Annotated in this window: 23 protein-coding genes; 12 read left to right on the top strand and 11 right to left on the bottom strand. The window is 72.3% G+C overall.

The features are described from left to right. Positions 1–147 precede the first annotated feature (147 nt). Positions 148–852 (bottom strand): terpene synthase family protein, encoded by a 705-nt coding sequence (locus tag M2163_RS13505; RefSeq protein ID WP_280894068.1) that lies wholly within the window; start codon positions 850–852, stop codon positions 148–150. A gap of 368 nt (positions 853–1220) precedes the next feature. Continuing rightward, on the bottom strand, positions 1221–1478 hold the full coding sequence (locus M2163_RS13500) for a hypothetical protein (protein ID WP_280894067.1): 258 nt from the start codon (positions 1476–1478) through the stop codon (positions 1221–1223). A 628-nt stretch (positions 1479–2106) separates the two neighbouring features. Here M2163_RS13500 and M2163_RS13495 point away from each other — a divergent pair. Next, positions 2107–2688 (top strand): GNAT family N-acetyltransferase, encoded by a 582-nt coding sequence (locus M2163_RS13495; protein ID WP_280894066.1) that lies wholly within the window; start codon positions 2107–2109, stop codon positions 2686–2688. 80 nt (positions 2689–2768) lie between these two features. Here the strand turns inward: M2163_RS13495 and M2163_RS13490 are convergent, their stop codons facing one another. The 3 genes from M2163_RS13490 to M2163_RS13480 form a co-directional block, all read right to left on the bottom strand. Then, on the bottom strand, positions 2769–4307 hold the full coding sequence (locus M2163_RS13490) for an amino acid permease (protein ID WP_280894065.1): 1539 nt from the start codon (positions 4305–4307) through the stop codon (positions 2769–2771). A gap of 396 nt (positions 4308–4703) precedes the next feature. Then, on the bottom strand, positions 4704–5549 hold the full coding sequence (locus M2163_RS13485; protein ID WP_280894064.1) for a siderophore-interacting protein: 846 nt from the start codon (positions 5547–5549) through the stop codon (positions 4704–4706). A 92-nt stretch (positions 5550–5641) separates the two neighbouring features. Next, the gene (locus M2163_RS13480; protein WP_280854245.1) at positions 5642–6571 is read right to left on the bottom strand and encodes a 5'-3' exonuclease; all 930 of its coding nucleotides are present in this window, start codon (positions 6569–6571) and stop codon (positions 5642–5644) included. A gap of 194 nt (positions 6572–6765) precedes the next feature. Between M2163_RS13480 and M2163_RS13475 the strand changes: the two genes are divergently transcribed. The 4 genes from M2163_RS13475 (at position 6766) to M2163_RS13460 (ending at position 11996) form a co-directional block, all read left to right on the top strand. After that, positions 6766–7815 (top strand): betaine/proline/choline family ABC transporter ATP-binding protein, encoded by a 1050-nt coding sequence (locus M2163_RS13475; protein WP_280852551.1) that lies wholly within the window; start codon positions 6766–6768, stop codon positions 7813–7815. Continuing rightward, positions 7808–10420, top strand: a complete 2613-nt coding sequence (locus M2163_RS13470; RefSeq protein ID WP_280894063.1) for an ABC transporter permease/substrate binding protein — start codon at positions 7808–7810, stop codon at positions 10418–10420. The genes M2163_RS13475 and M2163_RS13470 overlap by 8 nt, the downstream gene beginning before the upstream one ends. Before the next feature lie 293 nt (positions 10421–10713). Next, on the top strand, positions 10714–11283 hold the full coding sequence (locus M2163_RS13465; protein ID WP_280852553.1) for an XRE family transcriptional regulator: 570 nt from the start codon (positions 10714–10716) through the stop codon (positions 11281–11283). Continuing rightward, positions 11280–11996, top strand: a complete 717-nt coding sequence (locus M2163_RS13460) for a helical backbone metal receptor (RefSeq protein WP_280894062.1) — start codon at positions 11280–11282, stop codon at positions 11994–11996. The genes M2163_RS13465 and M2163_RS13460 overlap by 4 nt, the downstream gene beginning before the upstream one ends. Here the strand turns inward: M2163_RS13460 and M2163_RS13455 are convergent. Next, complete coding sequence (locus tag M2163_RS13455; RefSeq protein WP_280852555.1) at positions 11908–13032, bottom strand: TDT family transporter; 1125 nt, start codon at positions 13030–13032, stop codon at positions 11908–11910. The genes M2163_RS13460 and M2163_RS13455 overlap by 89 nt on opposite strands. Positions 13033–13102: 70 nt before the next feature. On the opposite strand from M2163_RS13455, the gene M2163_RS13450 reads away from it, so the two are divergent. Further along, positions 13103–14029: a LysR family transcriptional regulator gene (locus M2163_RS13450; RefSeq protein ID WP_280852556.1), complete on the top strand. Its 927-nt coding sequence runs from the start codon at positions 13103–13105 to the stop codon at positions 14027–14029. Positions 14030–14513: 484 nt separating this feature from the next. Here M2163_RS13450 and M2163_RS13445 read toward each other — a convergent pair whose 3' ends face one another. Continuing rightward, complete coding sequence (locus M2163_RS13445) at positions 14514–15206, bottom strand: gamma-glutamyl-gamma-aminobutyrate hydrolase family protein (RefSeq protein WP_280852557.1); 693 nt, start codon at positions 15204–15206, stop codon at positions 14514–14516. A 66-nt stretch (positions 15207–15272) separates the two neighbouring features. Continuing rightward, a complete protein-coding gene (locus M2163_RS13440; RefSeq protein WP_280852558.1) occupies positions 15273–16010 on the bottom strand; it encodes an FCD domain-containing protein in 738 nt (245 codons plus the stop codon). A 95-nt stretch (positions 16011–16105) separates the two neighbouring features. Between M2163_RS13440 and M2163_RS13435 the strand changes: the two genes are divergently transcribed. From M2163_RS13435 to M2163_RS13425, 3 genes are read left to right on the top strand one after another with little or no spacing between them, the layout of a single operon-like run. Next, a complete protein-coding gene (locus tag M2163_RS13435; RefSeq protein ID WP_280894061.1) occupies positions 16106–17464 on the top strand; it encodes a glutamine synthetase family protein in 1359 nt (452 codons plus the stop codon). Positions 17465–17490: 26 nt separating this feature from the next. Next, positions 17491–18864 carry an aldehyde dehydrogenase family protein gene (locus M2163_RS13430; protein WP_280894060.1) on the top strand — a complete coding sequence of 458 codons (1374 nt, stop codon included), beginning with the start codon at positions 17491–17493 and terminating at the stop codon, positions 18862–18864. A gap of 53 nt (positions 18865–18917) precedes the next feature. Next, positions 18918–19688 carry a 3-oxoacyl-ACP reductase gene (locus M2163_RS13425; RefSeq protein ID WP_280854246.1) on the top strand — a complete coding sequence of 257 codons (771 nt, stop codon included), beginning with the start codon at positions 18918–18920 and terminating at the stop codon, positions 19686–19688. Between the two features lie 39 nt (positions 19689–19727). Here M2163_RS13425 and M2163_RS13420 read toward each other — a convergent pair whose 3' ends face one another. After that, positions 19728–20930, bottom strand: a complete 1203-nt coding sequence (locus M2163_RS13420) for an amino acid deaminase/aldolase (RefSeq protein ID WP_280852560.1) — start codon at positions 20928–20930, stop codon at positions 19728–19730. Positions 20931–21200: 270 nt separating this feature from the next. Here M2163_RS13420 and M2163_RS13415 point away from each other — a divergent pair, with 270 nt between their 5' ends. Further along, a complete protein-coding gene (locus tag M2163_RS13415) occupies positions 21201–23111 on the top strand; it encodes a hypothetical protein (RefSeq protein WP_280894059.1) in 1911 nt (636 codons plus the stop codon). Beyond that, positions 23108–24298, top strand: coding sequence for a type VII secretion-associated serine protease mycosin (mycP, locus tag M2163_RS13410; RefSeq protein ID WP_280894058.1), 1191 nt, complete (start codon positions 23108–23110; stop codon positions 24296–24298). The genes M2163_RS13415 and mycP overlap by 4 nt, the downstream gene beginning before the upstream one ends. Before the next feature lie 15 nt (positions 24299–24313). On the opposite strand, the gene M2163_RS13405 is transcribed toward mycP, so the two are convergent. Then, positions 24314–25312 carry a serine hydrolase gene (locus M2163_RS13405; protein ID WP_280894057.1) on the bottom strand — a complete coding sequence of 333 codons (999 nt, stop codon included), beginning with the start codon at positions 25310–25312 and terminating at the stop codon, positions 24314–24316. Between the two features lie 150 nt (positions 25313–25462). Between M2163_RS13405 and M2163_RS13400 the strand changes: the two genes are divergently transcribed. Next, positions 25463–26194 carry an SseB family protein gene (locus tag M2163_RS13400; protein ID WP_280894056.1) on the top strand — a complete coding sequence of 244 codons (732 nt, stop codon included), beginning with the start codon at positions 25463–25465 and terminating at the stop codon, positions 26192–26194. 1 nt (position 26195) lies between these two features. On the opposite strand, the gene M2163_RS13395 is transcribed toward M2163_RS13400, so the two are convergent. Continuing rightward, positions 26196–26570 carry a DUF1844 domain-containing protein gene (locus M2163_RS13395; protein WP_280852565.1) on the bottom strand — a complete coding sequence of 125 codons (375 nt, stop codon included), beginning with the start codon at positions 26568–26570 and terminating at the stop codon, positions 26196–26198. Between the last annotated feature and the right edge of the window lie 258 nt (positions 26571–26828).

Below are 26828 nucleotides of genomic sequence, written 5' to 3'. Positions count from 1 at the left end.
GACGGGGATGCGAGGTGAGGACGGGAACCGGCTCTGGCTGTCAGGACCCAAGCCTGCTGGAGGGGCTTTGCCCGGGGGCCGGCGCCTCATACCGCGTGGCGCTGTCCTGCCAGACGTGAAAGCCGGTGAGGTGGTCACGCATCGCCTTCAACACGGAGGACACCTGCTCGCGGCCCTCGCTGCCCAGCCGCAGCTGCTCGCAGAGCTCCGGCAGCTGAGTGGTCTCCAGGTGCTCGTACTCCGACAGCCTGGCCGTACGCAGCCGCGCGAAACCGAGGCCGCGGCCTCGTCGATGGTGAGTTCCAGGAACCTGGCGAACACGAGGACGGAATTGCATGTCTCGTCCTCGTCCTCGACCTCGCGGCGATACGAGCGGATGTCGTTGTGGAGCGCCTGGATGTCCGTCCAGGCATCCATGAGTGCCCGAAACGGCCGAGAGCGGCGCACCTGCACCGGCACCTCCGCACCTGCCACGTGCTCGGCGAGGCAGATCCCGACGGGACCGCCGTACGAGCCGCGACGGCGGACCAGGTACTCGCTCGGATCGGGGATCCGCCTGTCGCGTATGCATTCCAGCTCCCAGCACTGCCCTTCGGCGTAGTCCATCTGCGCTTGCAGCATGTCGCGTTTCCACGCCGTGGTCCGGGTCGGGGCCAGCCGCAGCCATATGTCGGCGAGAGACCTCTCGATGGGGTTCTGCGGCTCGGGCATCGCCCGGGCGGAGCCGTCCAGGGGCATGAACAGTGGTAGCCGGTCGACCATGGCCCGTGCGCCGTCGAGATCGCGATCGGCCTTGAAAGTCCGCACGAACAGCAGGTCCAGGGCGAACATCCACGCGTACACGTGGTACATGAGGAACAACTCGTCCCTCGGTGCGACTGGATAGCACCACGCGGCACATTCGGGCAGTCGAATGGCGGACCACTCGTCCGGAGTGGCTGAGACGGGCAGGAGCCCCATGCTGTAGGTCCACGTGTCACCGTCATGCCGCAGCAGGTCGGCGCTCGGATTCTCCCGCCACGCGTAAGGTATCGAGGACGAGGTAATACTCATCGTGCTGATCTCCCGTCGCGTATCCAAGACCTGGAATGGCCAGTCCTTCTCAGGTCCTTCGGCTTGGGTAGGACACGGAATCGAAAGGCGTTCCGGGGTACTCGGGACGCGAGGGGGCGCGGGTCACAGCCAGGGTGACGTGCGCCCGGCGAGGAGTGCGTGCCCGATCAGTGGAACGGCCCGGGCGACTCGCCTGGAGCAGAGCCATTCATGATGCCCTCCGGGTGACGGAGTCGACGAAGTCCATGAACTACGCGTTGTGTTCCTTGCGCCGCGATCGCGGCGTGGCTGAACTCGTGCACGAAACCGGCCTCGTCAACCGCGTGCCCGGCGGCCGTGGTCTTCGCGGCGGCAGCCGGACGGTACGGAGAATCGGTGGCCACCACCGCCACGACAGCGTTGTCGCAGGCGAGGTCGTGGATCATCCCTACCTTCCAGTGCCACCATGGGTTTCGTCAACTGTGCGGGGCGAGTTGACGCTGGTGCGGGGCACTGCGGTGGACGGTGGCGAGGGGTGCGTCCAAGGGAATCCGGTGCGCTGATCTCGGTGACATTCCGGACAGCGCGGTCGGTAAAATACGGGTGTTCGGCACGGGAGGATTCGCACTGGTACACGGTTCAACCGGCGGCGTACGCGCCTCACACGCCCCACGCCCCCAACCCCTCCCGCCACACATCGCAGCCATCCGGCCACCACCCTCACGGGCCCGGGTGCGACACCGCTCATGCTCGCAATTCGCCCTGACAGCCCACCACTTCGCACCATGCGACGATTTCCGGCCGCGGGAAAGGGGGCGCAGCCCCGGCGCACGGAGTGGATCCCCTGGCCGCCGGATGCACGGCCGCGCATTCCAGGCCGCCGATGCGCCGCGGGTACCACCCTCGTTTGCGGCAGTTGGGAAGCAAGTTCGGTGCGGGGACGGCGCGTCCGATCCGGGCGGACCGGGTGGCGAGGGTCGCCGGCCCAGGGCGCGTACCGAGTGTCCGCGTCTCATCTTCGGTGAGAACAAAACCCGTTGGGATGCGTCTCGCGCGGTTGGCAGGATGCGGGTCATGCCGTACCTCACCCGCCCGGTGCTTACACCCGGCACCCTCTCCCGCACCGTCCAGCCCACCCTGCCCACCGGTGACGGCCTGCTCCTGCGCCCCTGGCGGGCCGAGGACGCTTCCGCGGTCCACGCCGCGTTCCAGGACCCGGTGATGCACCAGTGGCATGCCCGTGCCGCCGACTCCGTGGAGGAGGTCGGCGGCTGGATCGCGGAGTGGCGCGGGGCGTGGGCCCAGGAAAGGACCGCTCAATGGGCCGTGGTGGACGTCGGCACCGGCCTGTTGCTCGGCCGGGTGGCGCTGCGCGAGATCCAACTCGACGACGGGCAGGCCGAGATGGCGTACTGGACGACCCAGCAGGCGCGAGGGCGGGGTGTCGCGGCGCGTGCCGCGGTCGCCCTGTCCCACTGGGCTCTCGACGACGTCGGTTTCCACCGACTCGAGCTCCTGCATGCCGTCCGCAACGAGGCGTCCTGCCGGGTCGCGGACAAGGCGGGCTTCCTCCTGGAAGGCACCAAACGGAGTGCGGTGCTGCATCCGGACGGCTGGCACGACATGCATCTGCACGCGCGCGTGCGGGGCGACTGAGGGGCGGAGGGAGACGGACGGGAAGTGACTACGGGAGGGCACTTCCCGCGCCCGTCCCCGACGTACGCTTGCGCACCCCGCTACCCCGCCGACGTACGCCTGCGCACCGCCCGCCACGTCATGCCCAACCCCACCGTGCCCCCCAAGAACAACACGGTGAACCACTGGAAGTACCAGTGCCCGCCCGCCGGGTCGTACACCTCCGCCCTCGGCCACGCCAGGTTGACGGTCATCAGGAGGCCGTAGAGCAGGGCCAGGGCGTTGACCGGGATGCCCCAGCGTCCCAGGGAGAACAGGCGGGCGCCCTCCTCGTCGGTGCCCGATGAGCTGAACTCGCCCCGCACGCGCCGGAGCAGCAGGGGGCCCGTGACCATCGCGTACGCCAGGTACAGCATCACGATGCAGGTCGTGCCGATCGCCAGGAACGCCTCCGGTGAGGCGAAGTTGAGCAGGAGCAGGGCGGCGGCCAGGATGCCGACGACCAGGGCGGGGGCCGTGGGCATGCCCGTGCGGGGGTTCACGCGCGCGAGGCGGCCCGCGAAGGGCAGTTGGCCGTCGCGGGCCATGGAGAAGAGCATGCGGCAGGCCGCTGTCTGGATGGCGAGCGTGGCCACCGCGATCGCGACCACCACGTCGGCCAGCAGAGCCTTGCCGACACCGTCGCCCAGGCTGCTGGTCAGGACGTAGCTGAGACCGTCGACCGCAAGGCGCCCGTCGGTGAGGCTGGGCGCGGCGAGCAGGCCGCCCAGGACGATCAGGCCGCCGAGCGCGCCGGCCGCGCCGAGCGCCGTGAGGATCGTGCGGGGCGCGGTGCGGCGCGGGGACCGGGTCTCCTCGCTCATCTCGCCCGCGCTGTCGAAGCCGATCATCACGTACGCCGCCGTGAAGGAGCCCACCAGCAGTGCCCCGAACAGGCCGTTCTGCGCGGCGCCCGCGGTGTGGAAGGTGATGCCCGGCGTGCGCTCGGAGTGGGTCAGCAGCAGCACGACGATCAGGACGGCGCCGATGATCTCGGCGGTGACGCCGACCCGGTTGACCAGGGACAGGACCCGGTTGTCGAGGACGTTCACGACGGTCGTCAGGACCAGCAGGACCACGCCCAGGACCGCCGCGTTCGCCGCCCCGTCCGCCGAGGTCGGCGCCGGGTCGGTGCCGACCAGCTGGAAGCCGGACCAGATCGCCGGGAGCACCATCTGCAGGGCCAGCGCCGCCGCGGCGACCACGACGATCTGCCCGATCACCATGATCCAGCCGGCGAACCAGCCGAAGGTGAGGTTCGAGAGGCGGGAGGACCACTGGTAGATCGCGCCCGAGAGGGGGTAGCGAGCCGCCAGTTCCGCGAAGCAGGCCGCCACCAGCAGTTGTCCGACCAGCACCGCCGGCCAGGCCCAGAAGAAGACGGGGCCGCCGAACGCGTAGCCGAAGGCGAAGAACTGGAAGACGGTCGTCAGGACCGAGATGAAGGAGAACCCCGCAGCGAAGGACGCGTACCGCCCCAGGCTGCGGTGCAGCTCCTGGTGGTAGCCGAACTCCGCGAGGGACCGGTCGTCGGGGGAGGGGGAGGGGGAGGGGGAGTGCGGGGGATCGGGACGGACGTCGGAGGGGCTGGTCGTCGTCACGCGGCACCTGCCTTAGGCGGCGAATTCCTGTCGGGCGACAGAAATTAGGGAGGTGCTGTTTCCGGTGCATGACGGGGCCGTGTCCGGGCTGGGCCCAAGTCCTCACGCCCTTGCGGAGCCAGCCGCCCGGCGTCCGGTCAAGGGCTGCTCCGGCGGCATGCGACGGCGGCTCGACGCCGCCCTCGGCCTGGTGCACCATCCCGAGGTGACTGGGCGATGGTGGCGGGCCGTTCGGCACTGTCGGCGGACCCCGACCGGGAGGCCGTGACCCCGCTCCGGACCGACGAATGGGGGCGGCACCTGAGAAGGTGCCGCCCCCATTCACGGGCTAGGCCACAGACGAGGTCACAGACAAGGCCACGGGCGAGGCCACTGACGCAGACCCGGGACGTTCGCCTAAGCGGCGGGCGCCGCCCCCTCCTGCTCCGCCTCGATGCGCGCGTTCCAGTCCCGCTTCGAGGCCTGCCAGCCGTCCTCGTTGTGGCCGAGGCGCCAGTAGCCGGAGATGGACAGGTCCTCGCGCGGGATTCCGCGTTCGACCCGCAGCAGGTGGCGAAGCTGCTTCACGAAGTGCGCCTCGCCGTGCACGAACGCGCACAGGCGGCCCTCCGGGAACTCCAGTGCGCGGACGGCCTCCACCAGGGCCTCGCCGACCGGGCGGGAGCCGCGGTGCAGCCAGACGACCTCCACGTCGGAGTCGATCTTCTGCTCCTCCTCGGGCCCCGACACCTCGATGAAGGCGTGCGCGGGGGAGCCGTCGGGCAGCGACTCCAGGGAGCGGGCGATCGCGGGCAGCGCGCTCTCGTCGCCGGCGAGCAGATGCCAGTCGGCGTCGCGGTTCGGGGCGTAGGCGCCGCCCGGGCCCATGAAGCGCACGGTCTCGCCGGGCTGCACGCGCACCGCCCAGGGACCGGCAAGGCCCTCGTCGCCGTGGATCACGAAGTCAAGGCTGAGCTCGCGGTGCTCGGGGTCCCAGTGGCGCACGGTGTACGTGCGCGTCACGGGCCACTGCTCGCGCGGGAACTCCTCGCGGATCCGCTGGATGTCGAAGGGTTCGGGGTAGGTCGCGCCCTCGGCCGGGAACAGGATCTTGACGTAGTGGTCGGTGCAGGTGTCCGCCGCGAAGTCGGCGAGTCCGTCGCCGCCGAGCACCACGCGCTGCATGTGCGGGGTGAGGCGTTCGGTGCGGACGACCTGTGCGGAGTGGGGCTTCCGCGGCTTGCGTCCCGGTCCTTCTGCCATGGCGGCCTCCCAGTCCCTGTGCTTAGGCTTACCTAAGTTAGCATCAGCCCCCCTGGCGACGGCATGCCACTCGTGGAAAGCGAGGGCAATATTTACGCGCCGAGCGTCGTCACCAGCCGCTGCAATGATCCACCCAGTCCCCATCGCTGTGCCAGCTTCTCCAGCGCCGCGGGATCGCGCGGTGCGCGCGGAACCGCGGTCTCCACCTTCGGCAGCGGGACGTCACCGGCCACCCGCACGACCTTCGGTGCCACGGCCACATAGGGCCGCGACTCGTCCAGCCGCTTGCGCTGCGACGGCGTGAGCCTCGCCTTCGGGTCGTCGACCGCGGCCATGATCCCCGCCAGGTCGCCGAACTCGGCAAGGAGCTTGGCCGCCGTCTTCTCACCGATGCCCGGCACGCCCGGCAGACCGTCGCTCGGGTCGCCGCGCAGCAGGGCCAGATCCGCGTACCCACGGCCGTCGACGCCATACTTCTCGCGCAGCCACGCCTCGTCGGTGAGCTGGAGGGTGCCGACGCCCTTGAGGGGATACAGCACCCGCACCTGGCGCTCGTCGTCCACCAGCTGATACAGGTCGCGGTCGCCGGTGACGATGTCGACCGGGCCCGTCGCCCGCGCGGTGAACGTGCCGATCACGTCGTCCGCCTCGTACCCGGCGACCCCCACGCGCGCGATGCCGAGCGCGTCCAGGACCGCCTCGATGACCGGAACCTGCGGCGACAGCGTGTCCGGCACCTCCTCCTCGTCCGGGCCGCTCTCGCGCTCCTCGGCGACGCGGTGCGCCTTGTAGGAGGGGATGAGGTCGACCCGCCACTGGGGCCGCCAGTCGGCGTCCATGCAGGCCACGAGCGCGTCGGGGTGATGGTCCTTGACCAGGCGGTCGATGAATTCGAGGAGGCCGCGCACGGCGTTCACCGGCGTGCCGTCCGGGGCCTTCACCGACTCCGGCACGCCGAAGTAGGCACGGAAGTAGAGCGAGGCGGTGTCGAGGAGCATCAGTCGTCCGGTCACGCCTCGCATCATGCCGTACGGCACCGACAGCGGCCGTCGCCGCTTGACTCGTTCGGCGGTGTGAGCGTCCTGTGAACCGGCACACCGGTGTGTTTGGCCGGAAGGCTTATGGGCAGGCGCGGCCTCGGAGCGAGGCAGGTTGCATCTTCAACTGTTCGCGACCCTTCGTCTCCCACCCAGTGGTCAAGAGACAAGAGGTACGCGTGTCATCACGGCTTGAGGCAGAGCAGCTCTACAAGGTCTTCGGAAGACGGCCGCACGAGGCGGTCGAGAGGCTGCGCGAGGGCGCCGACCGGGAGGGACTGCGCGCGGAGGGCACCACCGCGGCGGTGATCGACGCCTCCTTCACCGTGGACCCCGGCCAGATCTTCGTCGTGATGGGCCTGTCCGGTTCCGGCAAGTCCACCCTGCTGCGCATGCTCAACGGCCTGTTGGAGCCGACCGCGGGCCATGTCCGCTTCGACGGCCAGGACCTCACCGCGCTCACCGACCGCGAACTGCGCGCCGTACGCGCCCAGAAGATCAGCATGGTCTTCCAGCACTTCGCGCTCTTCCCGCACCGCAGCGTCCTGGAGAACGCCGCCTACGGCCTCGCCGTCCAGGGCGTCCCCAAGGCCGAGCGCGTCGAGCGGGCCACCGAGGCCCTGGAGCTGTGCGGACTGGGGGGCTGGGAGAAGTCCTGGCCCGACGAGCTCTCGGGCGGCATGCAGCAGCGCGTCGGCCTGGCCCGCGCCCTCGCCACCGACGCCGACCTGCTCCTCATGGACGAGTCCTTCAGCGCGCTCGACCCGCTGATCCGCCGGGACATGCAGGACCAGCTCCTCAGCCTCCAGAAGACCCTGAAGAAGACCATCGTCTTCATCACCCACGACCTCAACGAGGCCATGCGGCTCGGCGACCGGATCGCCGTGATGCGCGACGGCCGGATCGTCCAGACCGGCAGCGCGGAGGACATCCTCGTGCGGCCCGCCGACGACTACGTCGCCTCCTTCACCAAGGACGTCGACCGCTCCCGTGTCCTGACCGCGTCCGCCGTCATGGACACCGACGTCAGCGGTGACGAGGCCGTCTGCGGTTGCACCGGCGACTGCGAGACCGCGACGCCCGACACGCCGTTCACCGAACTGTGCGCCATGAGCGCCCGCTCGACCCACCCGGTGGCCGTCCTCGACGACAAGCACCGGCTCGTCGGCGTGGTCCCGCAGGACCGCCTGGTCGGCTTCCTCGCCGACGCGGAGGTGGCCCATGCCTAGGATCCCGCTCGGCGACTGGGTCAACGACACCGTCGACTGGCTGCTCACCCACGTGTCCTGGCTCTTCGACTTCCTGAAGACCGTCTTCACCGGCACCTACGACGGCATCGACGCCGTTCTCCAGGCGCCCCAGCCCCTGCTGCTCGCGGGCATCTTCGCCGTGATCGCGTTCTGGCTGCGCGGCACCCTGGCCGGTGTCCTCACCTTCGCGGGATTCGCCTTCATCGCCTCCCTCGACCTGTGGGAGGACGCGATGACGACCCTCTCGCTGGTCCTCGTCGCCACCATCATCGCGCTGGTGATAGCCGTGCCCGTGGGCATCTGGGCGGCCAGCTCGAACCGGGTCAGCGGGTTCGTGCGCCCCGTGCTGGACTTCATGCAGACGCTGCCCGCGATGATCTATCTCATCCCGGCGATCCTGTTCTTCGGCACCGGCGCCTCCGCGGGCATCGTGGCCACCCTGATCTTCGCGCTCGCCCCCGGCGTCCGCATGACCGAGCTGGGCATCCGGCAGGTCGACAAGGAACTCGTGGAGGCGGCCGAGGCGTTCGGCACCACCCCGCGCGACACCCTCCTGCGCGTGCAGCTCCCGCTGGCGCTGCCCACCGTGATGGCCGGCGTCAACCAGGTCATCATGCTCGGCCTGTCCATGGCCGCGATCGCCGGCATGGTCGGCACCGGCGGCCTCGGCGGCGACGTCAACGAGGCCATCGGCCAGCTCAACGTGGGCCTCGGCTCCGAGGCCGGTGTCGCCATCGTGATCCTCGCGATCTACCTCGACCGCATGACCGGCGCGCTCGGCACCCAGGTCTCCCCGCTGGGCCGCCGCGCCGCCGCCAAGGCCCGCGCGAGCCAGGGGCTGCGGATCTGGTCCTACCGCCCCCGCCCCCAGGTCGCCGTGATCGGCGTCGTCGTCCTCGCCCTCGTCGCGGGCGGCATGGGGATCCTCGGCGGCACCTCGGGCGAGGCCACGGCCGTCTCCGGCGGCAAGGACGTCGGCCAGGGCAAGAAGATCAGCATCGGCTACGTCCCCTGGGACGACGGGGTCGCCTCCACCTTCCTGTGGAAGGAGATCCTGGAGGAACGCGGCTACCGGGTGGACGCCGAGCAGTTCGACGCGGGCCCCCTCTACACCTCCGTCGCCTCCGGCAACGCCGACTTCATGACCGGTGCCTGGCTGCCCACCACCCACGAGCAGTACTGGAAGAAGTACGGCAGCAAGCTCGACGACCTCGGCGCCTGGTACGACAGGACGTCCCTGGAGCTGACCGTCCCGTCGTACATGAAGGACGTCGACTCCCTGGCCGACCTCAAGGGCAAGGGCGCGCGGTTCGGCGGCAGGATCACCGGCATCGAGTCCAGCGCCGGTGAGACGGCCCTGCTCAAGAGCAAGGTCCTGAAGGCGTACGGCCTCGACAAGGAGTACGAGGTCGTCGACAGCTCTACGCCCGCGATGCTGGCCGAGCTGAAGCGGGCGTACGCCCAGAAGGCCCCGATCGTCGTCCCGCTCTGGTCGCCGCACTGGGCGTACAACGACTACGACCTGAAGAAGCTCAAGGACCCCAAGGGCGCCTGGGGCTCGGGCGACGGCATCCACACGGTGGCCCGCAAGGGCTTCGCCGAGGAGAACCCGGTCGTCGGCGGGTGGCTGAAGAACTTCAAGCTGGACGAGAAGCAGCTCACCGGCCTGGAGGCCGAGATCAACAAGGCGGGCAAGGGCAGGCAGCAGGACGCCGTGCGCACCTGGCTCAAGCAGCACCCGGGCCTGGTCGACAAGATGGCCCCCGTCAAGGACAGCGGCACTCCGGCCGAGGCGAAGCGGCCGGTGAACGTGGCCTGGTTCCCCTGGGACGAGGACATCGCCGTCACCTACCTGTGGAAGAACGTCCTGGAGAAGCGCGGCTACCGGCTGAACCTCAAGCAGATGGACGTCGGCCCGGTCTACACCGGCCTCGCCTCCGGCGACCTGGACCTCAACTTCGACGCCTGGCTGCCGTACGCCCAGAAGAACTACTGGGACAAGAGCAAGGACAGCCTCGCCGACCTCGGCACCTGGTACCGGCCGACGTCGCTGGAGGTCGCCGTGCCGTCGTACGTCAAGGGCGTGAAGACGTACGAGGACCTCAAGGGCAAGGCGGACCTGTTCGACGGGAAGATCATCGGCATCGAGCCGGGCACCGGCGAGATGAACCTCCTCAAGAACAAGGTCCTGCCGGGCTACGGCCTGGACAAGGAGTACGAGGTCGTCGACGGCTCCACGCCCGCGATGCTGGCCGAGCTCAAGCGCGCCTACGCCAGGAAACAGCCCGTCGCCGTTGTCCTGTGGTCCCCGCACTGGGCGTACAGCCAGTACGACCTGACCAAGCTCAAGGACGACAGGAAGCTCTTCGGGGAGGGCAACACGATCCGCACCATCGCCCACGAGGAGTTCCCGGAGAAGTACCCCCGGCTCACCAAGTGGATCAAGGGATTCCATATGAGTGAGGACGAGCTCGGTACCCTGGAGAGCGAGATCAACAAGTACGGCCAGGGGCACGAGGAGCAGGCGGTCGCCGCCTGGCTGAAGGAGCACCCGGAGATGGTCGGGCGGATGACCCCGTCCTGACCGCTCCGGGAGCACGGTAAGGATCCGGCCAACCACATAGAGCTACGTCATCGCCCGAACTCCGATGCCGACGAGGGGACTTGGGTGGCCCGCGACGGACGGGTGACCGAAACCCGGCCCCCTGGCTGTCTTCAGGGGGCCGGTGGGCTGGCGTGAATCGTGAGGTACGGTCGCACGCCGTACGACCTCGATGTGACGGCCGCGTGAAACGGTTTGCCGAACATGCGTAGGGTGCAGACAACTCATCAGGGGACGGGTCACGGGACCGACGGGCGGAGGAAGGAGCCGGAGCCATGGGCGACCACAAAGAACAGCCCCTCCGGGTCGGCGCGGCCGTGCGCCGCAGGCGCCGGGCCCTGGAGCTCACCCTCGCCGTCGTCGCCGAGCGCAGCGGCCTCTCGGTCCCCTTCCTGAGCCAGATCGAGAACGAACGCGCCCGCCCCAGCCGCAGCTCCCTGGAGAAGGTCGCCGACGCCCTGCGCACCACGGCCGTCGAACTCCTCGCCGCCGCCGACCCGGCGTGCAGCGTGGACGTCGTGCACGCCGAGGGCGCGGAGCCGGGCCTGGAACCCCGGATGCGCTCCCTGGTGCGCGGTCACCACCAGATGCACGCCCAGGAGTTCACCGGCGACCACGACGCCGGCCGTGAGTTCCAGTACCGCAACGACCAGTTGCTGTACGTCGCCGACGGCGCGGTGGACGTCGAGGCCGAGGGGCGCGCGTACCGGCTGGGCCGCGGCGACACCCTGTACCTCACCGGCGGGGTGCGGCACCGCTGGCGGGCGACCGTGGCGGACACCCGCGTGATCGTCGTCGCCGTGGCCGAACATGTCGAGGCGCTCCAGGACCGGCCCCGGCAGTGAGGGTCGTCTCCCTGGTCCCCTCGCTGACCGAGGCGATCGCCCGCTCCGCCCCCGGCGCCCTGGTCGGCGCCACCGACTGGTGCACCCACCCGGCCGACCTGGACGTCCCCCGGATCGGCGGCACCAAGAACCCGGCGCTCGACCGGATCCTCGCCCTCGCCCCCGACCTGGTGATCGCCAACGAGGAGGAGAACCGCGCCCCGGATCTCGAAGTCCTGCGCGAGGCGGGCCTGAAGGTCCTGGTCACCGAGGTGCGTGACGTCCCGCAGGCCTTCCGCGAGCTGGCCCGGGTCGTCGAGGCGTGCGGCGCCCTGCGGCCACGCTGGCTGGACGAGGCCGAGGAGGCCTGGTCGGCGCTCGAACCCCCCTCGCGCCGGGCCACGGCGGTCGTGCCGATCTGGCGGCGGCCGTGGATGGTGCTGGGCCGGGACACCTTCGCGGGTGACGTGCTCTCCCGTCTGGGGGTGGACCACGTGTACACCACCCACGCGGACCGCTATCCGCGCGTCCCCCTGGACGAGCTGCGGGCGGCGGCCCCGGACGTGGTCGTCCTCCCCGACGAGCCGTACCGCTTCACCCCCGACGACGGCCCGGAGGCCTTCCCCGGTCTGCCCTGCGCGCTCGTCAGCGGACGGCACCTGACGTGGTACGGGCCGTCGCTGGCCGAAGCACCACGGGCACTGGGCGAGGCCCTGCGAGCAGCGCTCCGCTGACCAGCCCCCGCGCGGTGTGCACGGCGGCGGTGGTCCAGGCGGCGACGAGGACGACGTAGAGCCCCGTGGCGAGCCAGTCGTAGACGACGAGCCCCGTGTGCCGGGCCAGCGCCTCGGCGCCCGTGACGCAGGTGCCGACCGGGAAGGTGAAGGCCCACCAGGTCATCGCGAACCGCATCCCGTGCCGGCGGGCACGGACCACGTGCGCGGTGGCGAGTGCCAGCCAGAGCAGGGCGAACCCCGTCACGGGAACGCCGTACAGGACCGCGAGGACGCCCAGGCCCTCGCTGTAGGGGGCCGGGACGACACCGGGGGCCACGTCCGCGAACTTGCCGACCGCGGTGGTGGACTGGCCGAGCGGGCCGAGCACCAGGAAGAGGGTCGGGGTCAGGGCGAGGGGGAGCGGGCCGCCGGTGACGGTCCGGGCGAAGACCAGCGGCAGCATCAGCAGGGTGGCGAGAAGACTGAGCCCGAACAGCGCGACGCAGCCGAGGAGGAGGGTCTCGCGAGGCTGGCCCGCGGGGAGATACGGCACCAGGAGCGGTCCGAGGGCCGCCGACACCATGGGCGCGACCAGGGGGAGCAGCCACACCGGCGTGACCTGCCCCGGCTCGGCCTTCTGGTGTACGGCCATGAGGTACGGCACGGCGACGGCGGCCGCGAGCCCCACGGCCGTGCCCGCGGTGAACAGCACGGCGTCGAGCGCGACCGCGGCCGTCGTCCCGATCCAGTCCCGGCCGACGGTGAGGGCACCGCCGCCGACGGCCAGCAGGGCCATGGCGAGGCAGCCGTAGAAGGGGGCCGTGGCGGGGTCGAGGAGGTGGGCGCGGGCTTGGTCGGCGTGATGACGCCAGTGCAGGGCGCGGGCGCCGAGGAGGGCGAGCAGCAGGGCGAGGGACAGCAGCCAGACGGCGGCGCAGATCGTGCGCAGGCCGGGGAGGTGCACGGGGAGCGCGACGCCGGCGGTGGCGACGATCGCGGTGCCCATGACGCAGGCGTACCAGTTCGGCCCGAGGTGACGGACGGCGGTGACCATGGCTCCACGGTGCCGTCGGGGGAGGTCCGCGACCAGGGAGTACGGGTCTATGAGGGCATAAGCTGTCTTTATGAGCGGTGTGGAGGAGCACGGGGCGGCGGCGAGCGGAGGGCTGTCCCACCGGGTGCCGGATCTGGGAGCGCTGGAGCTGCTGCTGGCCGTGGCACGGCTGGGGAGCCTGGGCGGGGCGGCCCGCGAGCTGGGCATCACCCAGCCGGCGGCGAGCAGCCGGATCCGCTCGATGGAACGGCAGCTGGGGGTGGCCCTGGTCGACCGCTCGCCCCGCGGCTCCCGGCTCACGGACGCCGGGGCACTGGTGACCGACTGGGCGCGGCGGATCGTGGAGGCGGCGGAGGCCTTCGACGCCGGGGCGCAGGCGCTGCGGGTGCGCCGGGACTCCCGGCTGCGGGTGGCGGCGAGCATGACGATCGCGGAGTACCTGCTGCCGGGCTGGCTCCTCGCCCTGCGCGCGGGGCGCCCGGACACGGCGGTGTCGCTGCATGCCGGGAACTCGGCGACGGTCGCGGAGCGCCTGCTGTCCGACGAGGCCGACCTGGGCTTCGTCGAGGGCCTGACGGTCCCCTCGGGACTGGACTCGGTGGTGATAGCCCATGACCACCTGATCGTGGTGACCGCCCCGGGGCACGCCTGGGCCCGCCGCCGGCGCCCCCTGGAAGCCGCCGAACTGGCCGAGACCCCCCTGATCCTCCGCGAGAAGGGCTCCGGCACCCGCCAGGTCCTGGACGCGGCCCTCGGCGGCCTGGCCCGCCCTTTGATCGAACTCTCCTCCACCACGGCGGTGAAGGCGGCGGCGGTCGGCGGCGCGGGCCCGGCCGTGCTGAGCGAGCTCGCGGTGGGCGAGGAACTGTCGATGCGGCGGCTGGTGCGCGTACCGGTGGACGGGGTGTCCCTGGCCCGCGACCTGCGAGCGGTCTGGCCCACGGGCCACCGCCCGGTGGGACCGGCGAGGGACCTGCTGTCACTGACGCGCGCTTAGCAGCGGACGGCGGCGACCAGCTCCGCGCTCAGGTGCGGGCGGCGGCGGCCGGCTCATGCTTCACCCGCGTCCAGGTGTGGGCGGCGGCGGCCGGTTCATGCTTGGCCCGCGTCCAGGTGTGGGCGGCGGCGGCCGGTTCATGCTTGGCCCGCGTCCAGGTGTGGGCGGCGGCGGCCGGTTCATGCTTGGCCCGCGTCCAGGTGTGGGCGGCGGCTGGCTCATGCTTGGCCCGCGCTCAGGTGTGGACGGCGGCGGCTGGCTCATGCTTGGCCCGCGCTCAGGTGTGGACGGCGGCGGCTGGCTCATGCTTGGCCCGCGCTCAGGTGTGGACGGCGGCGGCCGGTTCACGCTTGGCCCGCGCTCAGGCGTGGACGGCGGCTGGCTCATGCTTGGCCCGCGCCCAGGTGCGGGCGGCGGCGGCCGGTTCATGCTTGGCCCGCGCTCAGGTGCGGGCGGCGGCGGCCGGCTCACGCATCACCCGCGCCTAGGCGTGGACAGCCGCGGCCACCAGCCCCCGCATCACCCGCAGGTCCTCGCCCATCTCCGGATGCCACTGCACGCCCAGCACCCAGGGCGGACCGGGGAGTTCGACGGCCTCGATCGTGCCGTCCGGTGCGTGGGCGGAGGGCAGGAGGCCCTGGCCCAGGCGGTCCACCGCCTGGTGGTGGTAGGTCGGTACGGAGGTCTCCTCCGGGGCCAGGTCGCCGTAGAGCGTGCCTGGTACCGGCTTGACCGCGTGGCGGCCGAAGACCCCGGGGGTCACCGCGTGGCCGTCGATGTGCTGGGTGAGGGTGCCGCCCAGGGCCACGTTCAGGAGCTGCATGCCCCGGCAGATGCCCAGCAGGGGGGTGCCTGAGGCCAAGGCCGCCCGGATCAGGGCCAGTTCCCAGGTGTCGCGGGCGCGGGCGGGTGGACCCGTGCGCGGGTCGGGGGCGGCGCCGTAGTGGACCGGCTCCACGTCCGGGCCGCCCGCGATCACCAGGCCGTCCAGGCGGGCCACCGCCGCCGCCGCGTGCTCCGGCGCGTCCGGCGGGAGCATCGCGGCCAGGCCGCCCGCCCGCTGCACCAGCCGCGGGTAGCCCACCGGCAGCAGCGCCGCCTCCAGCTCCCAGACGCCCCAGCGCGCCCCGGCCTCCAGATAGGTGCTGACACCGATCAGCGGTCGTACGGTCGTCACTCGGCCCTCCCTGCCCTGTAATGGCCCACGGTCATACCTTTGCGGTTCGGGGCCCGGGAGGCAAGGTCACGCCAGGAAGCCGCGCAGCAGCGCCGCCGTCCCCGCGCAGTGCTCCCGCATCATCTCCCGCGCCCCGTCGGCGTCCCCGTCCAGCACCGCCTCGACCAGCGCCGCGTGCTGGCGCTGCGAGTGCTCCAGGTTGCGGACCAGCAGCGGGATGCAGTCCAGCAGGTCGTTCACCGAGGCCCGCACCGCCGCGTACTGCGCGGTCAGCGTGGGGGAGCCGCACAGTTCCGCGAGGGTCAGGTGCAGCAGCGTGTCCAGCCGCCGGTAGTCCGCCAGCGGAGCCTCCTGCGTGGCCGCCAGCGCCTCCCGCAACCGCCGGGCCTGCTCGTCGGTGAGGCCGTGCGCCGCGCACAGACCCGCCGCACCCACCTCCAGCACCTCCCGGAACCGCAGCACGTCCTCGATGTCCACCTCGGCGGTCCGCCGCCGCAGCTCCTCCTCGCCGACCGCGCTGTGGGTACGGGGCAGCACGAACGTGCCCCCGTAGCGCCCCCGCCGCGACTCCACCAGCCCCTGGTCCTGGAGCACCTTCAGCACCTCGCGCAGCGTCACCCGGCTGATCCCGAGCCGCTCCGCGAGCTCCCGCTCGGCCGGCAGCCGCTCACCCCCCGGCACCAGCCCGAGCCGCACCACCTGGAGGATCTGCTCCAGCGCCTCCTCGAAGCCGTTGCCCGCCCTGACCGGCCGCAGCACCGGCGTCAACCGGTCGTCCGGGCCGCCGTCAGCGTCCACCGACATATGGCCGAGCCCCCTTCCCAAGCAATGGTTCAGAGCAATACCTTATGGCTCCCGGCCCGGTCGGAAAAACGCGCAGCAGCCGAAGGAGCTCTCCCGTGGCAGACCGCACACCCCCGCTCAGTGTCGAGGAGCTGCACGCCCTCGTCGCGAGCGGTGAGATCGACACTGTCGTCCTGGCCTTCCCCGACATGCAAGGGCGGCTCCAGGGCAAGAGGTTCGCCGCCCGCTTCTTCCTCGACGAGGTACTCCACCACGGCACCGAGGGCTGCAACTACCTCCTCGCCGTCGACACCGAGATGAACACCGTCGACGGCTACGCGATGTCCTCCTGGGACCGCGGCTACGGCGACTTCGCCATGCACCCCGACCTCGGCACCCTGCGTCGCGTCCCCTGGAACGCCGGTACGGCCATGCTGATCGCCGACCTCGCCTGGGAGGACGGCTCGCCGGTCGTCGCCGCGCCCCGCCAGATCCTGCGCCGCCAGCTGGAGCGGCTCGCCGAACTCGGGTACACCGCCCAGGTCGGCACCGAGCTGGAGTTCATCGTCTTCAAGGACACCTACGAACAGGCCTGGGACGCGAACTACCGGGGGCTCACCCCGGCGAACCAGTACAACATCGACTACTCGGTGCTCGGCACCGGCCGCATCGAGCCCCTGCTGCGCCGCATCCGCAACGAGATGGCCGCCGCCGGACTCACCGTCGAGTCCGCCAAGGGCGAGTGCAACCCCGGCCAGCACGAGATCGCCTTCCGCTACGACGAGGCCCTGACCACCTGCGACCAGCACGCCGTCTACAAGACCGGCGCCAAGGAGATCGCCGCCCAGGAGGGCATGTCGCTCACCTTCATGGCCAAGTACAACGAGCGCGAGGGCAACTCCTGCCACATCCACCTCTCGCTCGCCGACGCCGCCGGCAACAACGCCATGGCGGGCCCGGACGGCATGTCCGACGTGATGCGGTACTTCCTCGCCGGACAGCTCGCGGCCCTGCGGGACTTCTCGCTCCTCTACGCCCCCAACATCAACTCCTACAAGCGGTTCCAGCCCGGCTCCTTCGCCCCCACGGCCGTCGCCTGGGGCCACGACAACCGCACCTGCGCCCTGCGGGTCGTCGGCCACGGCCGCTCCCTGCGCTTCGAGAACCGGCTGCCCGGCGGTGACGTCAACCCGCACCTCGCGGTCGCCGGACTGGTCGCGGCCGGGCTGTACGGCATCGAGCAGAAACTGGAGCTGCCCGAGGTCTGCACCGGCAACGCCTACACCGCCGAGTACGCCCACGTCCCCACCACCCTGCGCGAGGCCGCCGAGCTCTGGGAGAACAGCCCGATCGCCCGAGCCGCCTTCGGCGACGAGGTCGTCGCGCACTACCGCAACATGGCCCGCGTCGAACTGGAAGCCTTCGACGCGGCGGTCACCGACTGGGAGCTGCGCCGCTCCTTCGAACGTCTGTGAAGTCGACGCCCGTGAGAGGTACTTCGTTGTCGTACGAGCATGAGCTGACCGTCCTCAACCCGGCCACCGAGGAGGTCGTCGCCACCGTCCCCGCCGCCGGCGCGGCCGACGTGGACACCGCGGTCGCCCGCGCGGCGAAGGCACAGGCCCGCTGGGCCGCCCTCGCCCCCGCCGACCGGGCCCGCCTCCTGCGCCGCTTCGCCGACGTCGTCGACGCACACGTGGAGGAACTGGCCCTGCTGGAGGTCCGGGAAGCCGGTCACCTCCTCGGCAACGCCCGCTGGGAGGCCGGCAACGTCCGTGACCTGCTCGCCTACGCGGCGGGCGGCGTGGAACGGCTCAACGGCCGCCAGATCCCGGTCCCCGGCGGGCTCGACGTCACGATCCTCGAACCGCTCGGCGTCGTCGGGGTCATCGCGCCCTGGAACTTCCCGATGCCGATCGCCGCCTGGGGCACGGCACCCGCGCTCGCCGCGGGCAACGCGGTGATCCTCAAGCCCGCCGAGACCACCCCGCTCACCGCCCTGCGCCTCGCCGAACTCGCCCTGGAGGCGGGACTGCCGGAGGGCCTCTTCCAGGTGCTGCCGGGACACGGTCCGGTCGCCGGGACCGCCCTCGTCGAGCACCCCGGCGTCGCGAAGATCGTGTTCACCGGCTCCACCCGCACCGGCCGCGACGTCATGGAACGCTGCGCCCGCCAGGTCAAGCCGGTCACCCTCGAACTCGGCGGCAAGAGCCCCAACATCGTCTTCGCGGACGCCGACCTCGCCCGGGCCGTCGACCCCTTCTCCTTCCTCGACAACTCCGGCCAGGACTGCTGCGCCCGCACCCGGATCCTGGTCCAGGAGACGGTCTACGACGAGGTCCGGGAACTGCTCGCCGACGCCGTGGCGTCCGTCGTGGTGGGCGACCCGGCCGACGAGAAGACCCAGATGGGGCCGCTGATCTCCCGTCAGCAACTGGACCGCGTCCGGCAGTTGGTGCCTGCGGACGCCCCCGGCCTGCGCGGCGGCGCACCCGACGGGCCCGGCTTCTGGTTCGCGCCGACCGTCCTCACCGGCGAGGCGCCCGACTCCGAGGCCGCCCGCGAGGAGATCTTCGGCCCGGTCGCCGTCCTGCTGCCCTTCACGGACGAGGAGGACGCGATCCGGCTCGCCAACGACACCCCCTACGGCCTCTCCGGCTCCCTCTGGACCCGCGACATCGGCCGCGCCCTGCGCCTGTCCCGGGCCGTCAAGGCGGGCAACCTGTCCGTCAACTCCCACTCCAGCGTCCGCTACTGGACCCCCTTCGGCGGCTACAAGCAGTCCGGACTCGGCCGGGAACTCGGCCCGGACGCCCTGACCGCCTTCACCGAGACCAAGAACGTCTTCATCAGCACGGAAGGCCCCGCCCAGTGACCTCTGCGACCCCTGCGACCCCTGCGGCCTCTTCGACCTCTGCGACCGATCAGATCGTGTGCCGCCGCCTCGTCGGCCGTACGGCCGTCATCACCGGAGCCGGCAGCGGCATCGGCCTCGCCACCGCCCGCCGACTCGCCTCCGAGGGCGCGAACGTCGTCTGCGCCGACGTCGACGAGGCCCGCGGCAAGGCCGCCGCCGAGGAGGTGGGCGGCATCTTCGTGAAGGTCGACGTCACCGACCCGGAGCAGGTCGAGGCCCTGTTCGAAACGGCTTACGACACCTACGGCAGCGTCGACGTCGCCTTCAACAACGCGGGCATCTCCCCGCCCGACGACGACTCCATCCTGGAGACCGGCCTCGAAGCCTGGAAGCGGGTCCAGGAGGTCAACCTGACCTCCGTCTACCTGTGCTGCAAGGCGGCCATCCCCTACATGCGGCGGCAGGGCAAGGGGTCCATCATCAACACCGCGTCCTTTGTGGCCAGGATGGGAGCGGCCACGTCCCAGATCTCGTACACCGCCTCCAAGGGCGGGGTGCTCGCCATGTCCCGTGAACTGGGCGTGCAGTTCGCACGGGAGGGCATCCGCGTCAACGCCCTGTGCCCCGGGCCGGTCAACACCCCGCTGCTCCAGGAGCTGTTCGCCAAGGACCCGGAGCGGGCCGCCCGCCGCCTGGTGCACATTCCGGTCGGCCGGTTCGCCGAGGCGGAGGAGATCGCCGCCGCCGTCGCCTTCCTGGCCAGCGACGACTCCTCCTTCGTCAACGCCAGCGACTTCCTGGTCGACGGCGGCATCTCGGGGGCCTACGTCACACCGCTGTAGGAATCTTCCCCACCGGTGACGGGACCGTTCGGACGGGGCTCAGAGGAAGGTGTGGCCTTCCCCGCGGTACGTCGGGACGGTCGCCGTCACCGTGTCCCCCTCGATCAGGTGCAGCGTCTCGAACCGCTCGCACAGCTCACCGGCCTTGGCGTGCCGGAACCACACCCTGTCGCCGAGCAGCAGGTCGTCGGCGGGGGCGCCGAGCAGCGGGGTCTGCACCTCGCCGGGCCCCTCCTGCGGGTCGTACCTCAGCCCCTCCGGCAGATACGGCACCGGCAGCCGGTCGGGACCGGCCGCGCCGGAGGCCGGGTAGCCGCCGCCGAGGACGGTCACCACTCCGACGCCCGGCCTGCGCACCACGGGCTGGGCGAACAGGGCGGCCGGACGCCCGCTGAAGGACGTGTAGTTGTCGAACAGCCGCGGTACATAGAGCCCCGAACCCGCGCCGATCTCCGTGACGGCGTCCTCCGCGGCGGTGTGCTGCACACTGCCCGTGCCGCCGCCGTTGACGAACCGGAGGTCCGGTACGACGGCCCGCACCGCACGCACCACGGCGGCGCGGCGCTCGGCCAGTTCCCGGCGGGCGGTGGCCTGCATCAGCCGGACCGCCCGGGACCGCAGCGGCCGTCCGGCGACCGAGTCCCCGACCCCGGCGATGTGCCCCTCGTAGGCCATGATCCCCACAACCTCGAAGCCGGGCCTGCGGGACACGGCCCGCGCCATGTCGGCCACCTGCGCGGGGGAGTGCAGCGGCGAACGCCGGGCCCCGACCCGCACCTTGCCGCCGAGCAGCTTCAGCGAGGTGTCCAACTCCAGGCAGACCCGGATCACTTCGGTGCCGCCCGCGCGGGAGGCGTCGATGAAGGCGAGCTGCGCGGGGTCGTCGACCATCACGGTCACGGCGGCCGCGAGCTTGGGGTCGGCGGCGAGTTCGGCGTACCCGGCACGGTCGGCGGAGGGGTAGGCCAGCAGAATGTCGTCGAAGCCGCTCCTCGCCAGCCACAGGGACTCGGCGAGGGTGAAGGACATGATGCCCGCGAAGCCGTCCTTCGCCAGGACGCGTTCCAGCAGCGCCCGGCACCGCACGGACTTGCTGGCGACGCGGACGGGTTTGCCCGCCGCACGGCGGACGAGATCGTCCGCGTTGGCGTCGAAGGCGTCCAGGTCCACGATCGCGAGGGGGGCGTCGAGATGGGCGGTGGCCCGGTCGTAACGGGCCCGGTCGGCGGAGCGCGCAGTCATGAACGAAGCCTGCCAGACAGGATTACCGCAGGGTAGGGGGACGTTCCGGGCAGATGCCCCCGGCCTGGTGGACTGGTTCCCGGTCGACCCGCAACAACCCGTAGAGTGACGCGCACGCACGCAGGGCCGTACACCCCCCGTCGCCGCCGCGCCGGGATGGCGGCTCTTCCGTGCGGGTATGCGTGCCCGGACGGCCGTCTTCCACACCGACGACCGCGACGAGGGCCCGCGCACGACCGAGCGGCCCGGACATGAGGAAACGGGGGGTGCATGAGCACGGAAGCACGCCGCGCCTCCATTCCTCCACGCCCGACGACCCCACCGAGGCCGGCCCAGCCGCCGACGGCGGGCGAGGAGCCGGGCGAGCGGATGAACGACGACTCCGACTGGCAGGCCTTCGGCGAACGCAGTGGACGGGGCGGTGGCTCCGCAGCAGCGGCCCGGCCGACGTTCGGCGGGTTCGACTGGCAGGAACCGGAGGAGACCGACAGCCGCGTCCCGGACGGGCCGGGGGGCCGTGCGCCCGGTGACATGAGCACGGGGCGGGAGTCCGGCCTGCCGGGCGGCGGGGAACGGTCCCAGCGGCCGGCCGCCGTGGGCCGGCCGCCGATACGCACGACGAACGGCACCGATCCGGGCGAGCGGGACGGCTCCGTCCCCCAGCAGCCCCGGAGCCCGGGAGCCCCGCGCCCCGGCAGCATCCCGCCCCCGCCCCCGGCCTCGGCCCGCTTCCCCGACGCCCCACCTGCCCCCGGCGACACGGACCCGGCCGGCTCCGCGCCGGGTGACCGGACCCCTCGTCCAGGCCCGAGAGCATCCGTCCCCTCGCCCAGGCCCGAGACCGACACGCCCCCGCCGCCGGCGGGCCCACGCAGACCCGCCCCCGGCCCGATGCCGCCCGCCACGAGCACCGCCGGCGCGCCTGCGTCGCCCTCCGCGAACCCACCTACGGCCGCCCCCGGCCCGATGCCGCCCGCCGAAGACGCCCCGGCCCGCCCGGCGGCCTCCGGTGGTGCGTCCGTGCCGCCCAGGCCGAGGTCGCAGCCCGCCGTGCCCCCCGCCGTGCCCCCGCGTCGCACCGGCGCCCCCGCCGAGACCGCCTCGGAGACGACCTTCCGGATGCGGCCCGTTCCGACGGCCGGGGACGGTCGTACGGGGGCGGAGTCCGGCACCGCCGTACCCCCCAGGCCCGACGGCCGCCCCGTGTTCCCGCCGCGCCCTTCGCGGGAGGCGCCGGGCTCCGTCGGTACGGGGACGCCTCCGCCGCCCGCCACGCCGCCCAGGACCGCCGCCGCTCCCCTCGCACCCGACCCCGCCCTCTCCTGGAGCGCCACCCTGCCCCCGCAAGCCGGAACTCCCGGCAACGGGCGGCCTGTTGTGTCGTTCGCGGAACCCGAGGTCGGTTACCGGGAGCGGTCGTGGGGGGTGCGCATCCCTCCCCGCGTCGCCGCCGTGGCCGCATGCGTCGTGCTCGGACTCGGGCTCATCGGCGGCGCGGTGACCGGGAGTTGGCTGATCGGGGACTCCGGGGACGAGAACGGCGGCGACACCTTCGCCCAGGCCCGCGAGCTGTGGCACAGCGTGCCCGTCGACCGGTTGTTCCCGCCCACCGTGGACGGCCAGGGCGCCGGGCCCGGCGGTGCCGACCGTATCTGGACGCGGATCGCCGTCGCCCCGGACAGCGGCTGCCAGAACGCCTTCGACCCCCTGCTGCGCAAGGCACTCGCCCCCGTCGGCTGCGAACGCCTCCTGCGCGCCACCTACACGGACGCCACCCAGAGCTACGTCACCACCGTCGGCCTCCTGTTCACCGAGGCCGACGCCAGCGCCATGCGCGAGCTCGACACCCGCTTCACCCGGGAGGGCCTCGACACCCGCACCGACCTGATGCCCCTCCCGTACGCCGCGAAGAACACCCTCGCGGCAGGGTTCGGTGCCGGGCAGCGGGCCTCCTGGACGATCTCCGTCCTCACCGACGCCCCCGTGGTCGCCTACGCCGTCTCCGGCTGGGCGGACGGCCGTACCGTCGACACCCCCGAGCCCGCCGAGGAGGCCATGGAGTCCGGCGACACCACCCCCGCCGCCCAGGCCGGCCTCGGCAACGAGGCACAGGGCCTGGCCGACCGTGTCGAACGCACCCTGCGCAAGACCGTCACCACGCCCCCGGAGCAGCCCTCATGAGCCTCACCACCCGCAGGGCTGGCCTCCTGAGCGTCCTCCTCGCCGCCTCCGTCGCCCTCGTCCCGCCCACCGCCGCCCACGCCGACGGCATCCGCGCCAAGCAGTGGGCCCTGGACGCCATGCACACCCAGCAGGCCTGGCAGACCACCAAGGGCGCCGGCGTCACCGTCGCCGTCCTGGACACCGGCGTCGAGAACGACCACCCCGACCTCGTCGGCAACGTCCTCACCGGCAAGGACATGATCGGCTTCGGCGCCACCCGCGGCGACCGCTCCTGGGCCCGGCACGGCACCGCCATGGCCGGCATCATCGCCGGTCACGGACATGGCGTCGGCAACGGCGACGGGGTCATGGGCATCGCCCCCGAGGCCAAGATCATGCCGGTCCGCGTGATCCTGGAGGACGGCGACCCGGCCCGCGCCAAGGCCCGCAACACCCGCGGCAACGCCCTCGCCGAGGGCATCCGCTGGGCCGCCGACCACGGCGCCGACGTCATCAACCTCTCCCTCGGCGACGACTCCGCCTCCGCGCACCCCGAGGCCGGCGAGGACGACGCCGTGCAGTACGCGCTCAAGAAGGGCGCCGTCGTCGTCGCCTCGGCGGGCAACGGCGGCGAGAAGGGCGACCACATCTCCTACCCGGCCGCCTACCCGGGCGTCATCGCCGCCACCGCCGTGGACAAGTTCGGCACCCGCGCCTCCTTCTCCACCCGCCGCTGGTACGCCACGGTCGCCGCCCCCGGTGACGACGTGGTCATCGCCGACCCCGACCACAAGTACTACGAGGGGTGGGGCACCAGCGCCGCCTCCGCGTTCGTCTCGGGCGCGGCCGCCCTGGTCAAGGCCGCCCACCCCGAGCTGACGCCCGCGCAGATCAAGCGCCTCCTGGAGGACACGGCCCGCAACGCCCCCGCGGGCGGCCGCGACGACTCCCGCGGCTTCGGCTTCGTCGACCCCGCGGCGGCGCTCAAGGCGGCGGACCGTCTGCGGCCGCAGGGCCTCGAGCCGGCCTCCTACGGCGAGAAGTACTTCGGGTCGGGCCCGGACACCGCCGAGTCGCAGGACGACACGGCCAGTTGGGCGGCCCCGCTGGCGGGCGGCCTGGGGGTGGCCCTGCTGGTCGCCGCGGTGGTCCTGTGGCGCGGCCGCCGGGGCCCGCGCGGGTCCGGGTCCTACGAAGGCTTCTGAGGCGGGACCGAGGTCTCAGCGGGCCGCCGTGGCGTTCGCCGACGCCGACGCGTCCTCCACCGCCGGCTCCGCACCCGTGAACACGGACACCGCCGCCTTCGCCGCCGCCTCCACCAGTGAAATGCCCTCCGCCTGCGTGGAGTTGCCGTTCGACAGTACGGCCACCAGGTACGCGTGCCCGTCCACCGTCACCCGCCCGATGCTGTTGACGTCCCACAGCCCGGTCGTGCTGCGCGGCAGCCACCCGTTCTTCAGCGCCCAGCCGGACCCGTCGGCCGCGGCCGAGACCCCCCACCGCTGATCGGCCGCGATCCGCCCCATCAGGCCCCGGAGGTAGGCGCGCGAGGACTCGCTCAGCTCCGAGTCGTCCCCGAACACCTGCTGGAGCAGGGTCAGCTGGTCGGCGGCCGTGGTCCGGGTCAGCCCCCACAGTGCCCCGTCGCCGCCCTCGGTGCCGGTCAGCCCGAACCGCTCGTTGGCCGCGTCCAGCCCCGAGGCCCTGCCGATGGCGTCCCACAGCGCGGACGCCGCGGTGTTGTCGCTGTTCTCGATCATCGTCGTGGCGTAGGCCTTCTCCTGCGCGCTCAGCCGCGTCCCCGCCTGCTGGTGCCGGAGCAGCAGCGCCGCCAGGATGTCGACCTTCACGATGCTCGCGGTGTCGAAGGCGCCCTCGCCGTGGACCGCGCTGTCGCCCGACTCCGGGTCGAGCACCGCCACCGAGACCTGCTGCTCGCCCGTCACCTCCACCGACCCCATGGCGTCGGCCAGCCGCTCGTCGTAGTCCACCACCGGCTCCGCCACGGCCGCCTCCTGAGTCGTGGTCGCCGGCGAGGACGAGACCGACGGCGTCGCCGCCGACGATACGGCGCTCCCGCCGGTGTGCGCCTGCGCCTTCACGTACACGGTCCCGCCGGCCGTGGCGCCGACGACGGCGAAGGCGGCGAGCGCGGTGTACAGCAACGGCCGTCGAGGGGACCTGCGGGCACGGCGCCCGGCGGCTCTGGAGGACTCCATGGCGCCGATGCTCGGGCCGCCGACTGTGCGGGCCGTTAGCCGGAGGTTAGAGCTGTGTCAGCGAACTCTGAGAAACCCGTGAAAGCCGTCACGGGCGGGTTTCCGGGCCCGCACAACCGCAGCAGCAAGCCCCCGATAGGGTCGGTGACCGTGGCGAACAAGAACATTCCCGACCCCGGCTTCTCCGACGACGACGGCTCCGCCGATCCCGGGCTGAGCGCGGCGCTCGCGGCCTGGGCCGAGGACCGTGCCGCCGTCGGCCCCGTCCTCGCGGCCCTCAAGGGCGCCCGGCTGCTCGTCCCCGTGGTGGCCGTGCTCGGCGAGGTCGAGGAGGACGAGAACGGGCTGCGCCGCGAGAAGACCAGCGACATGGCCGTGCCGACGCTGAAGGCCGGATCCCGCACCGCCCTGCCGGCCTTCACCTCCACCGACTCGCTGGCCCGCTGGGACCCCGCGGCCCGCCCCGTCGCCGTACCCCTGCACCAGGCGCTCCAGGCCGCCGCGCACGAGAAGGCCGACACGGTCGTACTGGACCTGGCGGGTCCGGTGCCCTTCGAGCTGACCGGCCAGGCGCTGCTGGCCCTCGCCGAGGGCCGGGTGAGTGCCGACCCGCTGACCGACCCGGCCGTGATCGGGGCCGTGCGGGAGGCCGTGGCCGCCGAGCCCGGGGTTCTCCGCGCCCACCTGGGGCCCGGACAGGCCGACGGCACGCTGGCTCTCGTACTGGAGCCGTCCGCGACGCCCGCGGAGGCCGCGCGGGCGGTCGCCGAGCGCCTGGCCGCCGACGAGACACTGAGGGCTCGCCTGGTGCGCGGCCTCGACCTGGCAGTCCTGCCAGCCGGGGCCACGCCCCCTGGCGAGCCCTTGTACGTACGGGGGTGAACTAGCCGTAGACCGGCCCGGTGTACTTCTCACCGGGGCCCTGGCCCGGCTCGTCCGGGACCAGGGACGCCTCGCGGAAGGCCAGCTGGAGGGACTTCAGGCCGTCCCGGAGCGGGGCCGCGTGGAAGGAGCTGATCTCCGTCGCGCTCCCGTCGAGCAGACCGGCGAGGGCGTGGATCAGCTTGCGGGCCTCGTCCAGGTCCTTGTACTTGTCCCCCTCCTCGGTCAGACCGAGCTTCACGGCGGCGGCGCTCATCAGGTTGACCGCGACCGTCACGATCACCTCGACGGCGGGGACCTCGGCGATGTCGCGGGTCATCTCGTCGAAGTCGGGCGAGCCGGGGGCGCCGGCGGACGGGGGAGGGGTGTCACTCATGCCCCACACGATAGGGCCCGGTGCCCGCCGGTTCGCACCACCCCCTCGATGCTGCTAACCTTGTGTGACGACCGGCCGGACACGCATGTGTGACATTGTGACCGGCCCACAAGTGGAGGCTCCGATCTCCCACCCGACCGCCCCCTGGGACGGCGGGTCACCCCGGTCAGGCGGCCACCATCGTTCCGTACGGACGATGGAGTCGCCCGAAAGCGCGCCCCGCGTCATCGCGGCGGTGCTCCGGCAGTGTTTGGAGCC

This window comes from Streptomyces sp. SAI-135 (assembly GCF_029893805.1).
Lineage (GTDB): Bacteria > Actinomycetota > Actinomycetes > Streptomycetales > Streptomycetaceae > Streptomyces.
The sequence above is the reverse complement of the archived record's forward strand: the minus strand, read 5'-3'. Positions and strand labels throughout refer to the sequence as shown.

Coding starts and splice junctions, on each gene's coding strand:
- M2163_RS13505 (WP_280894068.1), bottom strand. CDS start 852: ATGTACCACGTGTACGCGTGGATGTTCGCCCTGGACCTGCTGTTCGTG.
- M2163_RS13500 (WP_280894067.1), bottom strand. CDS start 1,478: ATGATCCACGACCTCGCCTGCGACAACGCTGTCGTGGCGGTGGTGGCC.
- M2163_RS13495 (WP_280894066.1), top strand. CDS start 2,107: ATGCCGTACCTCACCCGCCCGGTGCTTACACCCGGCACCCTCTCCCGC.
- M2163_RS13485 (WP_280894064.1), bottom strand. CDS start 5,549: ATGGCAGAAGGACCGGGACGCAAGCCGCGGAAGCCCCACTCCGCACAG.
- M2163_RS13480 (WP_280854245.1), bottom strand. CDS start 6,571: ATGCGAGGCGTGACCGGACGACTGATGCTCCTCGACACCGCCTCGCTC.
- M2163_RS13470 (WP_280894063.1), top strand. CDS start 7,808: ATGCCTAGGATCCCGCTCGGCGACTGGGTCAACGACACCGTCGACTGG.
- M2163_RS13465 (WP_280852553.1), top strand. CDS start 10,714: ATGGGCGACCACAAAGAACAGCCCCTCCGGGTCGGCGCGGCCGTGCGC.
- M2163_RS13455 (WP_280852555.1), bottom strand. CDS start 13,032: ATGGTCACCGCCGTCCGTCACCTCGGGCCGAACTGGTACGCCTGCGTC.
- M2163_RS13450 (WP_280852556.1), top strand. CDS start 13,103: ATGAGCGGTGTGGAGGAGCACGGGGCGGCGGCGAGCGGAGGGCTGTCC.
- M2163_RS13440 (WP_280852558.1), bottom strand. CDS start 16,010: ATGTCGGTGGACGCTGACGGCGGCCCGGACGACCGGTTGACGCCGGTG.
- M2163_RS13420 (WP_280852560.1), bottom strand. CDS start 20,930: ATGACTGCGCGCTCCGCCGACCGGGCCCGTTACGACCGGGCCACCGCC.
- M2163_RS13415 (WP_280894059.1), top strand. CDS start 21,201: ATGAGCACGGAAGCACGCCGCGCCTCCATTCCTCCACGCCCGACGACC.
- mycP (WP_280894058.1), top strand. CDS start 23,108: ATGAGCCTCACCACCCGCAGGGCTGGCCTCCTGAGCGTCCTCCTCGCC.
- M2163_RS13405 (WP_280894057.1), bottom strand. CDS start 25,312: ATGGAGTCCTCCAGAGCCGCCGGGCGCCGTGCCCGCAGGTCCCCTCGA.
- M2163_RS13395 (WP_280852565.1), bottom strand. CDS start 26,570: ATGAGTGACACCCCTCCCCCGTCCGCCGGCGCCCCCGGCTCGCCCGAC.